The sequence below is a fragment of the Gemmatimonas sp. genome (assembly GCF_044376735.1).
Lineage (GTDB): Bacteria > Gemmatimonadota > Gemmatimonadetes > Gemmatimonadales > Gemmatimonadaceae > Gemmatimonas.
Window position 1 is genome coordinate 20,275 of sequence record NZ_JBILKJ010000018.1, and the last position, 12,848, is coordinate 33,122.

General features: G+C 66.3%; 9 protein-coding genes and 1 pseudogene. 7 read left to right on the forward strand and 3 right to left on the reverse strand.

The window, feature by feature from the left end; genetic code table 11:
* Window positions 1-63: 63 nt before the first annotated feature.
* Window positions 64-1,434: an amidohydrolase family protein gene (locus tag ACIRA7_RS04745; RefSeq protein WP_396219675.1), complete on the reverse strand. Its 1,371-nt coding sequence runs from the start codon at window positions 1,432-1,434 to the stop codon at window positions 64-66.
* 29 nt (window positions 1,435-1,463) lie between these two features.
* On the reverse strand, window positions 1,464-4,463 hold the full coding sequence (locus ACIRA7_RS04750) for an amidohydrolase family protein (protein WP_396219676.1): 3,000 nt from the start codon (window positions 4,461-4,463) through the stop codon (window positions 1,464-1,466).
* Between the two features lie 226 nt (window positions 4,464-4,689).
* Between ACIRA7_RS04750 and ACIRA7_RS04755 the strand changes: the two genes are divergently transcribed.
* From ACIRA7_RS04755 to ACIRA7_RS04770, 4 genes are read left to right on the forward strand one after another with little or no spacing between them, the layout of a single operon-like run.
* Complete coding sequence (locus ACIRA7_RS04755; protein ID WP_396219678.1) at window positions 4,690-6,318, forward strand: flavin-containing monooxygenase; 1,629 nt, start codon at window positions 4,690-4,692, stop codon at window positions 6,316-6,318.
* Window positions 6,303-7,124, forward strand: coding sequence for an SDR family NAD(P)-dependent oxidoreductase (locus tag ACIRA7_RS04760; RefSeq protein WP_396219679.1), 822 nt, complete (start codon window positions 6,303-6,305; stop codon window positions 7,122-7,124). Before ACIRA7_RS04755 ends, ACIRA7_RS04760 begins: the two co-directional genes overlap by 16 nt.
* Entirely contained in the window at window positions 7,121-8,089 is a 969-nt protein-coding gene (locus ACIRA7_RS04765; RefSeq protein ID WP_396219680.1) for an alpha/beta fold hydrolase, read from the forward strand. The genes ACIRA7_RS04760 and ACIRA7_RS04765 overlap by 4 nt, the downstream gene beginning before the upstream one ends.
* A gap of 60 nt (window positions 8,090-8,149) precedes the next feature.
* Window positions 8,150-9,202, forward strand: coding sequence for a saccharopine dehydrogenase family protein (locus ACIRA7_RS04770; protein ID WP_396219681.1), 1,053 nt, complete (start codon window positions 8,150-8,152; stop codon window positions 9,200-9,202).
* A gap of 176 nt (window positions 9,203-9,378) precedes the next feature.
* Here ACIRA7_RS04770 and ACIRA7_RS04775 read toward each other — a convergent pair whose 3' ends face one another.
* The gene (locus ACIRA7_RS04775) at window positions 9,379-10,080 is read right to left on the reverse strand and encodes a transposase (protein ID WP_396219682.1); all 702 of its coding nucleotides are present in this window, start codon (window positions 10,078-10,080) and stop codon (window positions 9,379-9,381) included.
* A 479-nt stretch (window positions 10,081-10,559) separates the two neighbouring features.
* Here ACIRA7_RS04775 and ACIRA7_RS04780 point away from each other — a divergent pair.
* The 3 genes and pseudogenes from ACIRA7_RS04780 to ACIRA7_RS04790 all read left to right on the forward strand — a co-directional run bounded on the left by ACIRA7_RS04780 (window position 10,560) and on the right by ACIRA7_RS04790 (window position 12,830).
* Window positions 10,560-11,939 (forward strand): annotated as a pseudogene (locus ACIRA7_RS04780) (outer membrane beta-barrel family protein).
* A 205-nt stretch (window positions 11,940-12,144) separates the two neighbouring features.
* Window positions 12,145-12,402 carry an antitoxin gene (locus ACIRA7_RS04785; RefSeq protein WP_396219684.1) on the forward strand — a complete coding sequence of 86 codons (258 nt, stop codon included), beginning with the start codon at window positions 12,145-12,147 and terminating at the stop codon, window positions 12,400-12,402.
* A complete protein-coding gene (locus ACIRA7_RS04790; RefSeq protein WP_396219685.1) occupies window positions 12,402-12,830 on the forward strand; it encodes a TA system VapC family ribonuclease toxin in 429 nt (142 codons plus the stop codon). The genes ACIRA7_RS04785 and ACIRA7_RS04790 overlap by 1 nt, the downstream gene beginning before the upstream one ends.
* Window positions 12,831-12,848 lie beyond the last annotated feature (18 nt).

Genomic DNA, 12,848 nt, shown 5'->3' on the forward strand with positions numbered 1-12,848 from the left:
CGGGCTGCCCGTTGCTGTGTCCGGCCATCACGTGGAGGATGGCCCCTCGGCCGTACGCCCGACTTACGGCGTGATCTTCCGCGGCGCCTGCTGCTTGATCTTCTCCATGTACTTCTGGAAGAAGAGCTTGTGGATGTCCATCATGTTGATCTCGCGCCCCTGGATGTACGACTGGATGATGTTGCTCGTCATGTCCAGCGGCGTTCCCGTCGTGATCAGCAGCGTGGCCTCCTTGCCCACCTCCAGCGAGCCCACCTTGTCGGCGACGCCCATGAATTCGGCGGCGTTGATGGTGACCGCCTTGAGCGCTTCCTCTTCGGGCAGGCCGAACGCCACCGCCACGCCCGCTTCCCACGGCAGGCGGTAGCTGTACAGCGCACCGGAACCGCCGGCGATCGCGAACTTCACACCGGCGGCGTGCAACTTCGCCGGCGTGGCGTAGGCATTGTCGTAGCCTTCGTACTCACGATCGGGCGCCGACATGGTGGACGTGAGAATCACCGGTACGTTCTCGGCCTTCAGGCGATCGGCCACGAACAGCGCGTCGCGTCCGCCGCGAATCACGAGCTTGATGCCCTCGGCCTTCCCCCACGTGATCGCATCGTTGATCTGCGCCGCCCCTTCCGCCGCCACGACCACCGGGATCGCGCCGTCGATGGCCGGAATCATCGCCGCGTAGCGCGCATCGGTGCGCACCACCTGCTTCGACTTCACGGCATCACGGTACGCCCGCGCTTCCGCGAAATACTCCTTGATCTGCTCCACCTGCTCGGCGTACGTCTTCGGCGGCGGACCCGCCGCACCACGACCACCGGGGCCACCGCCGCCGAAGCGTCCTCCCGGACGCGCATTGGGGTCGGGCCACTTCACGTTGAGCGCGGCCGCGCCCTTCATCGACATCTCTTCCCACGTCCAGCCTTCCAGGGACAGTGCCGATGACAGCCCCGAGATCACGCCGCCTTCCGGTGTGCTGAAGGCCACCAGCACGCCCGCCGAGCGCGTCGTGCCGATGTGCCGGCTTTCGGCGTTCACCGCCACTTCGGCGCGCACATTGGGATTGAAGTCGCCCTGTTCGCGGATGTCGTTCGAGACGTCCACCGAGCCGATCTCGGTGATACCGACCGTGCTATAAGCGTCGATGAGACCGGGATAGATGTGCTTCCCGGCGAGGTCCACCACCTTCGCGCCACGCGGCACGGCCACGTCGGGGCCGCCGATCGCGGTGATCTTGCCGCGGTCGAGGACGATGGTGCCGTTGGTGATCGTCCCCTTGGTGACGGTGTGAATCGTGGCGCCGCGCAGCACGACCGGCTGCTCCTGCGGCGCCACCGTCATACGCTCCTGCGCGCTCACGGCGCGAGGAGCGAGCAGGCCGGCAAGCGCCGTCGCCAGCGCCAGCGCGGTCAGGTGCGCCGTGGTGTTCATGGTTCGCATGGTGTGCCTGGTCGAAAGAAATGGACGGGTCACTTGCGTGCACCCTCGCCGCCGCGACCACGCGCCGGTCCACCGGCAGGTGCGGTGTCGGTGCCGCCAGCCGCGATCACGGCCTGAATGAGCTGCGCGCGCTGCTTCGCGACATCCTCGCGGAGCACTTTGTCTTCGTCGAGCGAGAAATACTTGCGGCCGTCCACCCACGTCTGCTCGGCCTTGGTGAACTGCGAGAGCGGATTGCCGTTCCAGATCACGAAGTCGGCGTCCTTGCCGGCTTCCAACGAGCCGACTCTGCTGTCGATCGCGATGGCCTTCGCCGACTGATTGGTCACCGTGGACAGCGCCATGATCTCGTCCAGCCCCGAGCGCAGCAGCTTGCCCGCTTCCCAGTTCATGCGGGTCGAGATTTCGGCGTCGTCGGAGTGCAGCGACGTGACCACGCCGGCTTCGATGAGCAGGCGCGCGTTGTACGACGTGGCATCGTACGCCTCGAGCTTGAAGGCGCCCCAGTCGCTCCACACCACGGCCGCGATCCCGGACTTCTTGAGCTCACTGGCGATCTTGTACGCTTCCACGCCGTGCTGCAGCGTCTGAACGCGGAAGCCGAACTCTTCGGCCAACCGCACGAGCGCGAGGAATTCGTCGGCGCGATAGCCGTGCGATGACACCAGCAGCTTCTGGTTGAGAATATCGAGAATGGCGTCCATGCGCAGATCCTTGCGCGGCGGGATGCCCGTCTTCGTCTTCTCCCAGCTCTTCCATTCCTTCTCGTAATCACGCGCGGCCAGGAAATGATCGCGGATGATTTCCTGCACGCCCATGCGCGTGTTCGGATAGCGCGTGGGGCTGCGCTTGGGATTCTCGCCGAGGGCAAACTTCACCGTGCGCGGCGCCCCTTCGATCTTGTACTCGTCGGGGAGCGAGCCCCACCGCGTCTTCACGAACACGTTCTCGCCACCGATGGGGTTGGCCGAGCCGTGCTTGATCATCGTGGTGGTGAGACCGCCGGCGAGCTGGCGATAGAACCAGATGTTGTTGTGCGTGATCACATCGCCCATCTGCACTTCAGGGACGATCGCGAAGCCCGACTCGTTGAGCGCGCTGACGCCCGAGTGCGTGTGCGGATCGATGAGTCCCGGCGTGACGTGCTTGCCGGTGGCGTCGATGATCACCGCACCAGCCGGTGCGGCGAGCTTCTGCCCCACGCGCACCACCTTGCCGGCCTGCACCAGCAGGTCGGCGTTTTCCAAACGCCCCTGCGATCCCTGTGTCCACACCGTGGCATTGCGCACGAGCACCACGGCCGGCTGCACCGGCGGCGCCGAACGGCCGAACTCCATGGACGGACGGATGAACGGCAGGTCGATCTTCGGCACCTTCACCGCCACCGTGCCGCGGGCCGGGCCGGCGAACGCTTCCGTGCGTGCGCCGCGGTAGCGGGCATCGGTGCCATTGGGGAGCGACAGCCAGCCGAAGAACGTGGTGTCACTCACCGAGCCGGCCAGCAGCAGCGCGCCTTCCTGACCGAGTGGTTCGCCCGGGAAGGTCGCCTCCAGGCGTCCGGTTTCGGCGATGACGCGCACCGACGACAGCGGCACCGGGCGACGACCGGACATTTCCACCGTGCCACGGATGCGATTGAGCGGCCCGTCGAGACGCAGCGTGACGTTCTTGAACGTCCCGGCATCGTCGGAGGTGATCGCCCACGTCCCGCGCGGGTCGATCTGGGGCGGTCGTGTGACGGCGTAGGGGGCGCCTCTCACCCAGACGTCGCGCACCGCCGCTTCTTCGGTGAACAGGTCGCCCTCGGTGATGACGAAGTTGGCCACCTTGCCGGTGGCGATGGTGCCGTGCGTCTTCTCGATGCCCAGCCACGTGGCGGGCACGGTGGTGAGCGCCGCCAGCGCCTTGTCGGGCGTGAGGCCGCGGGCCACGGCGGTCCGGAGGTTGGGCAGGAACTGCGTGAGCGACGAGAGTCCGTCGGCGGTGATGGCAAAGGGCACGCCGGCCGCGGCCAGCTGCGCCGGATTGGTGGGCGCGAGATACCAGTGGCGGAGATCGGCCAGCGACACGTTGGTGGCCGCTTCCGGGCTCGACACGTTGGGGGCGTCGGGGAAGGTGAGCGGAATTACGAGCGGCTGCGTGCGTCCCTTCAGCACGTCGATGAGGCGGTACTCCTGCCCGCTGCCGCGGAACCACGGCGTGAGCTTGTAGTCCTGCGCGAGCTTGTAGGCGCGGAGGTATTCCTCTTCGCTCGTGGTCTCGAACAGCACGGGCTGCGTGCCCTTCACGGCCTTGCCGAGGGCGGCGAGCGCCTCACTCGTTTCCGGCGGTAGCAGCGAGCGGCCGCTGGTTTCGTAGGCCCCCCAGGCGCGGCCGTACCACTCGGCATCCATCAGCGTCTGCTTCATCAGCGCGACGGTGCCCATGGCGGAGTTGGGATACATGCCGCCCAGCGCGAACGAGCGCTGGAAGCCGACCGACTGCGTGAGATCGGGGCGCAGCACGCGTTCGCGCACGCCGGCATCGTCGAGATTCACCACCGACGTGGTGCCGCGGAAGATGCCCTGCCGCGGCACGGCGAGGGCCGCGCCGAAGCCCAACGAGCGGAGCGCGGTGCGACGGGTGGAGTCGTCCTTCACGTTGGACGTCGTGCTGAACCACGCCCGCACCTGCGGATTCCAGTGCGTGGGGCCGACATCGCCACCGGTCGCTGGAGCGTCCCCGCCGAGATCGGCCGAGGCGTCGACGAAGCCGGGATAGACCGTGAGCCCCTTGAGGTCCCACACGCGGGCCCCGGCCGGTGCGGCCATGCCGGCGCCGACGGCGGTAATGAGGCCGTTGCGAACGACGATGGTGGCGTTGGTCAGCACCTGACCTGGGGCGGTAACCACACGCGCCCCCACGAGGGCGTGGTAGCCCGTGCTGTTGTTCCGCAGGCCGGTGACCGGCTCGGTGCGGGACGATTGCTGTGCCTCGAGGCTGCTCGCGGTGAGCAGGGCGAGGCACCACAGGGATCGGACGACGTTCACGAAGCACTCCCGGGACGGCGTTCGCGTACGAACGCGGTCGATGACGAAGGGTGGGGCATACCTGGCATCCGGCAACGGCGGGTCGCCGCGATCGGTCGTTCCCTATTCTGACGCGAAACGCGTGGGGAATCAAATGGCCGCCCCCTCGCCGTGACACGCGCTGACACCATAGCTTGCCAAGGTGCGTCGGCGATGCGCCGGTCGTGCCTGACTTCCCGGAGAGCGCGTGGAACACCTCGACGTCCTGATCATCGGCGCTGGACTGTCCGGCATCAGTGCCGCCTGGCACCTGCAGACATCGTGTGCCGGGCTCACCTATGCCATCGTGGAAGGGCGCGAGCAGATGGGGGGCACCTGGGACCTGTTCCGCTATCCCGGCATCCGCTCCGACTCCGACATGTACACGCTCGGCTATCGCTTTCGCCCGTGGCGCCAAGCCAAGGCGATCGCCGACGGACCCTCGATCAAGGCGTACATCGAGGAGACGGCGCGCGAGTGCGGGATCGATCGGGCGATCCGCTACCGTCATCGGCTGGTCCGCGCCGAGTGGTCGTCGGCCGATGCTCGCTGGACGGTGGACCTCGAGGTCGGTGCCGACCGCACGCCGCAACGTCTGAGCTGCGGCTTTCTCTACAGCTGCGCGGGCTACTACGACTACGCGCAGGGCTACACGCCGGAGTGGCCGGGGATGTCGGCGTTTACGGGACGTGTGGTGCATCCGCAGCACTGGCCCGAGGATCTGGATTACCACGGCATGCGCGTGGTCGTGATCGGCAGCGGCGCCACGGCGGTGACGCTGGTGCCGGCAATGGCCGGCGGTGACCGGGCGGCGGCGCACGTGACGATGCTGCAGCGTTCGCCGAGCTACATCGCCTCGCTGCCCTCGGTGGACGTGGTCGCTGACGCGCTCCGTCGCTGGCTGCCGTCGCGACTGGCGTACGCGCTCACGCGCTGGAAGAACGTGGCGCGCAGCATGTTCTACTACTACATCGCCCGCACGCGTCCGGCGCTGTTCAAGAAGACGCTGCGCACGGAAGCGGAAGCGCAGCTGGGTCCGGAGATTCCGTTCGACGAGCACTTCAGTCCGCGCTATCAGCCGTGGGACGAGCGCCTGTGCATGGTGCCGGACGGCGATCTGTTCGTGGCCCTGCGCGAGCATCGTGCCTCGATCGTGACCGACCGGATCGCCCACTTCGATGCCACGGGCGTGGTGCTGGAGTCGGGAGCCCACCTCGACGCGGACCTCGTGGTGGCGGCCACCGGGCTACGCATGTCGCTGCTGTCGGGGGTGACGCTGGTGGTGGACGGCGCGGCGGTGGACTTCGCCACGACGATGATCTACAAGGGGATGATGCTGAGCGACGTACCGAACATGGCGGCGGCGGTGGGCTACACGAACGCATCGTGGACGCTCAAGTGCGACCTGATCGCGCAGCACGTGTGCCGTCTGCTCAACCACATGCGGGCACGCGGCTACGTGCAGGTGACGCCACGCCGCGATCCCGCGATGCAGGAGACGCCAGTGTTCGATTTCACGTCGGGGTACGTGCAGCGCGCGGCGTCGCGATTGCCCAAGCAGGGTGATCGCGCACCGTGGCGCCTGTATCAGAATTATGTGAAGGATCTGTTGTCGCTGCGGCACGGGCGGGTGGACGATCCGGCGCTGGAATTCACGGCGGTAGTTGGCGGGTCCGCGTTCAAGGGGTTCAAGGGGTCTTCAAGGAGGGGTCTTCAAGGAGGGGTCTTCAAGGAGGGGTCTTCAAGGGGTCTTCAAGGGGTCAGAGTCGTTGAACCGGGGCCCCGTGAAGACCCCCTGAACCGAACCTACGGAGCCCGTCCATGGCTGATGCGATGATCCTGCGTGGCCGCACGGCGGTCATCACCGGTGCCGGCAGCGGCATCGGGCGCGCCATCGCCACGTCGCTGGCGCAGCGCGGCTGTCATCTCGCGCTGGCCGACATCGACGCGCGCGGGCTGGCCGAGACGGTGTCGTTGTTGCCGTCGGGTGGCGTGCGCATCACGTCGCATCATCTCGACGTGGCCGATCGCGCCATGGTCGCGGCCTTCCCGGCGATCGTGTCGGCCCAGCATGGCGGCGCCGATCTGTTGGTGAACAATGCCGGCGTGGCGTTGGGCGGCACCTTCGAGATGGTGAGCGAAGCCGATTTCGACTGGCTCTTCAACATCAACTTCCACGGCGTGGTCGGCATGACGCGCGCCTTTCTGCCGCTGCTGCGGGCCAGCACCGAGGCCCGGCTCGTGAACATCTCCAGCATCTTCGGGATCGTGGCCCCGGCCGAGCAGGTGGCGTACGCCGCCAGCAAGTTCGCGGTGCGCGGCTTTTCGGAAGCGCTGCGCCACGAGCTCGCCGGGAGTACGGTCGGCGTGACGCTGGTGCATCCGGGTGGCGTTCGCACGAACATCTCCGAGCGTGCGCGCGCGCCGCAGGGCGTGGACGGCCCCGAGGTGGCGCGTCGTCGCGCCGCGTTCGCGAAGTTCCTCCGCATGCCGCCGAGCACGGCGGGCGAGATCATTGTGCGCGGCGTCGAGCAGCGCCGGGCACGGCTTCTTGTAGGGAGTGACGCGATGGGGCTGTCGTTGTTGGCGCGGCTGCTGCCGGTCTCGTACTGGTCAGTCATGGCGAGAGGGCTGCCTACATGAGCGGTGCCACGATCGTCCTCATCGTGGTCGCCACCCTGGCACTGCTGATGGCGAGCCTGGTGCTGTTCACGGCGCAGGTTGCGCGACGCGTGGAGCGCGCGCTGCCGCCGGCCGGCCGGTTCGTCGAGATCGATGGCGCGCGCATCCACTACATCGAGCAGGGCAGGGGCCCTGTCACGTTGCTGTTGGTGCACGGGTTGGGCGGCAATGCCTTCCACTTCACGCACTCGCTGCTCGCGCGCCTCGCGCCGCAGTTCCGGGTGATCGTGATGGAGCGTCCGGGCTCGGGCTACAGCACGCGGGCGGCGGGTGTGGCGGCGGGACCGATCGCGCAGGCGGAGACGGTGGCGGCGTTCATCCGCGCGCTCGGGCTCGACCGTCCGGTGCTGGTCGGTCATTCGCTGGGCGGTGCCGTGGCGTTGGCCACGGCGGTGGCGCATCCCGCGCTCGTGCGCGCGCTCGCGCTGATCGCGCCGCTCACGATGCCGCAGGACACGGTGCCCGGCATCTTCACGGGTCTCATGGTGGAGCGTCCCGTGGTGCGCGCCGCGATCGGGTGGACCCTCGCTACGCCACTGTCGATGGCGCGTCGCGATGCCATGCTCGACGTGATCTTCGGACCCGACGCCGTGCCGGTCGACTTTGCGACGGCGGGCGGGGGCATGCTGGGGATGCGACCATCGGCGTTCGTGTCGGCCTCGACCGATCTGGTGGCCGTTCCCGCCGACATGCCCCCCTTGATGCAGCGCTATCACACGCTCGCGCTGCCGATGGCCGTGTTGTACGGCACGCGCGACCGCGTGCTCGATCCGCAGCTCCACGGCGTGGCGTTTCAGGCGATGCTGCCGCAGGTGCGCCTCGAGCTGGTGGAGGGCGCGGGGCACATGCTTCCGCTCACGGTGCCCGATCGGGTCGCGGACTTCGTTCGCGAGGTTGCCGTGCGCGAGGTTGCCCGCGAAGGCTGAGGTCGTACCGTGCTGCGCCGCCGGGCGAACGCGACGGTGCCCCCGGCGGTAGCTTCCCGTATGGCTTCAACATTTCTGCTCTACGGAGCGACCGGGTACGTGGGCGAAGCGATGGCCCGCGCGTGCGTGCAACGCGGCATGGCGCCGATTCTGGCAGGCCGCAATGCGGCGGCGCTCGCGGCGCTGGGTCACGAGTTGGGGCTGGCGCATCGCGTCTGCGCGCTGGACGATGCGCGCGCGCTCGATGCGGCGCTCGCGGGGGTCACGGCGGTGATGCACTGCGCCGGACCCTTCCTGTACACCTCACGCCCCATGGTGGAGGCGTGTCTGCGAACCGGGGTGCACTACCTCGATATCACGGGGGAGTTTCCCGTGTTCGAAGCCGCTGCAGCGCGCGATGCAGAGGCGAAGCAGCGCGGGGTGATGGTGATGCCGGCGGTGGGATTCGATGTGGTGCCCACCGATTGCCTCGCCGTGTATCTCAAGCAGCGATTGCCCTCGGCGACGCACCTCACGATGGCCTTTCACAGTGTAGGGCCGAGCGGATTGCCGCCGGGCACGCAGCGCACCGTGATCGAGTTGCTACGCTTCGGGAATCGCGTGCGCGTGAACGGCCGATTCGAACGTGCCACCTCGGCGATGAAGACGCGGTCGGTGGATTTCGGCGCCGGCCCGGTGGTGGTGACGCAGTTGACGTGGGGCGACGTGTTCACCGCGTACTACAGCACGGGCATTCCGAACATCGAGGAATACACGGTGTTGCCGAGTGCGGCGCGGCAGTCGATGGCCGTGATGCAGTGGCTGCGACCGCTCCTTTCGATGGGCTGGTTCCGCGCGCTGTTGCGGCGCGGCGTGAAGCCCGGTCCGTCAGCGTCGCGCCGAGCGCAGACGGTGACGCATGTGTGGGGCGAGGTGTCGGATGGCGCGGGCGGGCGCGCGGCGGCGCGACTGCACGGCCCCGAGGCCGGGGTGGAGTGGACCGTGGCCTGCGCGTTGGCGGTGGTGGAGCGGGTGCTGCGCGGCGAGGTGCGGGCTGGCTATCAAACGCCAGCCATGGTGTACGGGGCGGAGCTGGTGATGGCGTGTGCGGGCGTGACGCGCGAGGACGTGTAGGGGTTTCCGGGGGTCTCTTCACGGGGTCTTCAAGGGGTCAGAGTCGTTGAACGACGGACTTCAACGACTCAGGTCTTCAAGGGGTCCAGGTCTTCAAGGGGTCAGAGTCGTTGAACGACGGACTTCAACGACTCTGACCCCTTGAAAAGACTGACCCTTTGAAAAGACCGCTCGAACTATCCCGTGAAGGACCCATTGCGACGGTTCCCTCCGTGTCCCAAACGACTGACAGGCCGCCCGAGCCGCATACCCACCTCATCGGCAAAGGCCGCTGATCCAAGCACCTCCCCTCGGCGAACGGCTCGGCGAATCCCCCCAGCTACGTCCGGTTCGACCGACGGCATACACAACGTTCGGTATGCAGCCTGTCGCTCGGTCGGCGAAGTGCCAAGCGCGCGGTATTCCGAGTGCTCCGTGATGAGGTCATCACGCCCCCCGTGAGCCAGCCGCGCGTAACTGGACCACCGATAGGCGGCCGGAAACGGAACGATGCCGGCGCGCACCGGATTCTGGTCGATGTAGCGACAGCAGTTGAGGAGATACCGAGCTGAGTCAATCACGCTAGACCGGAACCGTCCTTCCCACAGCGTCCCCGTGCGGTGGTGTCGCGTGTTGTATGCCCGGACATATTTCCGCCCCATCCACTGTGTCAGCGCCGCAACCGCGTCGGCCCGTGCCGGGGTCAACAGCAGGTGAATGTGATTCGACATGAACACATATGCGTGCACCGCACACTCGAGCCGGTGGCAGCCCTCCATCAGGAGTTCTCGATAAATCCGCCGGTCCCGATCATCCACGAAGACCGGTTCTCGGTTGTTACCGCGCTGCACATGGTGAACGGGGACACCTGGGAGGAGAATGCGCGGGATGCGAGACATATCAGAACACGCAGAAAAATGAGCGAAGGGGTACCGTTCGCGTCCACGCGACGTCCGTTGCGGGGCAGCTGGGTAACGAGGCGCCAATATTCCGTCGCCGGCGACGTTCACCGTCACCAAAACATGCTGAATGGCCACAAAACATCGCGGGCGTTCAACGACTCTGACCCCTTGAACCGATGGGTGGCGCCGGCGCGTTGTGGGTGAGAAAAGAGAACCTGCCCACCATCCGTCCGCAGTACCAAGGCACGCCGAAGTTCAATCCGTCGGCCTCAATCAACTATCGGAAGGGTGCCACCAACACCTTCGTGCAAGCCGACTGGCTCTACTCGCCCACGCTCAACAAGAACGAGTTCTCGACGCGCACGTACGACGACGGGACGGTGATCATTCAGCAGATCAAGCGCAACCGACGCACCGACTACGCCACGGTGAACGCGGGCGTGGACCATGCGTTCAACGAGCGCAACACGTTCAGCATGTCCGGGCTGTTCAACCGCGAGAAGATTCTCGACAACGGCGACAATCCGTACTTCAGCGGCTCACTGCAGAATCGGTACCGCTTGTGGCAATTCCTCGAAGACGAGGTGAAGTACACGGCGTTCGGTTCAACGGTGTTCACGCACAAGTTCCTGCAGCCCGGGCACACGCTCGCGTTCACCGGCAACTACTCGTTTCACCGCGAAGACGAGCAGTACTTCTTCACGAACACCGTGCCCACGTTCGTCGGCAACGATGCCTTCAAGTTGCTGTCGGACGAGCACGTGGTGGATATCAATGCCGACTACACGAAGCCACTGAAGCAGGGGCGCCTCGAGGCCGGCTTCAAAGGGCGGTACCGATCGATTCCGGTGAACATGCAGTTCTTTGCCGGCAGGAACTCACCCCTCGATACCGGTGCGGGCGGCTGGGCCACGTACCGTGAAACGATCCCGGCGCTGTACGGTACCTATGTGTTCGAGGGGCAGCGCGTAGAGCTCGAGGGTGGCGTGCGCTTCGAGCAGGTACAGGTGGACTACGAGGTGAACCCCGATCACAACACGTACACGAGCGACGGCTACCGGTACGTGCAGCCGTTCCCGAATGTGCGCGCGGCGTACAAGTTCGACGACTCCCGCAAGCTGTCGCTGTTCTTCAACCGGCGGGTGGATCGGCCGAATGAAGTCGATATCCGCATCTTCCCCAAGTACGACGAACCGGAGCTGATCAAGGTCGGCAACCCCGCGTTGCAACCGTAGTACTCCACGTCGTCGGAGCTGGGCTACAAGACCAGCTCGTCGAAGGGCAGTGTGTACGCCGCCGTGTACCATCGCATCGTGGACGGCACCATCACGCGCATCGCCACATAGGTGCCGGGCAGTGTGCTGTTGTACAACGTGTTCCAGAATGCCGGACGCAGCCGCAGCACGGGCGCCGAAGTGGTGTGGCAGCAGACCATCTCGCCGCGGCTGACCTTGAGTGCCAATGCGAATGCGTTTCACCGGAGCATCGACGCCTTTGCGGTCGTCAATCGGTATCCGGTGCCGGTGCAGTACGCCGCGGCGCGGCAAACGCTCACCTCGGGAAACGCCAAGCTGAACGCGACGATCAAGTTGCCACAGGCGTGGCAAGCGCAGGTCAGCCAGGTGTACCTCGCCCCCGACCTCTTGCCGCAGGGGCGCATCGAGAGTCGCTACTCGCTCGATGTCGGCATGAAGAAGAGCGTGCAGCAGGGACGGGGGGAGATCGTCGTGAACGCGACGGATTTATTGAACACGATGCAGGCCGAGCGCACGCTTCGCGGCACGAACTTCCGGATGGTGAGCACGGACTACCTCGAAACGCAGGTGGTCCGCGTGGGCTACAACTGGAAGTTCTAGCGGTGTGCGGGCGCGCCAGCAGGAAATCATCGGACTCCGGCGTGTGTACGCCACGGTGCCAGCACCGCTTCCAGCTCACGCCGACTCCACGTGCGCTCGGTACCCTTGCCGCCGGTGGCCCATTGCAACCGCGCGCCAACGTCGCCGCCGAATCGGCCCGCGCAACGAACTGGACATCTGATGCGTGATGCGCTAGCATCAACGTATGAGAACCACACTCGATATTGCCGACGATGTGCTCGCCGCGGCAAAAGAGCGCGCCCGGCGCGAGCGCAAATCCATGGGGCAGGTCGTCTCGGAACTGATGCGACAAGCGCTGACCGCGCCTCGCGAGCCGACAGGGCTCGCGACGTCGGCGGTGCACGAGCCGCGGGCCATCTACGGTGTGCAGCCGTTCGCGTCGCGCGGCGCTGTCGTTACCAATGACCTGATCGACCGACTCCGACAGGACGATGCCTACTAATGCGCGCGCTGCTCGATGTGAACGTGCTCATCGCCTTGTTTGATGCGGATCACATTTCGCACCACGCCGCCGTCGGCTGGTTCTCGGCGAATGCGATCAATGGCTGGGCCTCGTGTCCTATCACGCAAAACGGGTGTGTGAGGATCATGAGTCACGCGGGCTACCCCGGCGCGCACGCGGTCGTGGACATCGTCGGAAAGCTGCGTCGAGCAAGCCTCGAGTCCGTTCATGAGTTTTGGGCCGACGACGTCAGCGTACTCAATGATCAGCTTGTCGACACCACACGCATCCACGGACCGCGGCAATTGACCGATGTTTACCTGCTGGCGCTCGCCGTCAGCCGCGGCGGCGCACTTGTCACATTCGATCGATCGATTGCCATTGACGCCGTGCGCGGGGCCACCGCTGCCTCGCTGATTGTGCTCTGACGATCGGGCGCCGACACA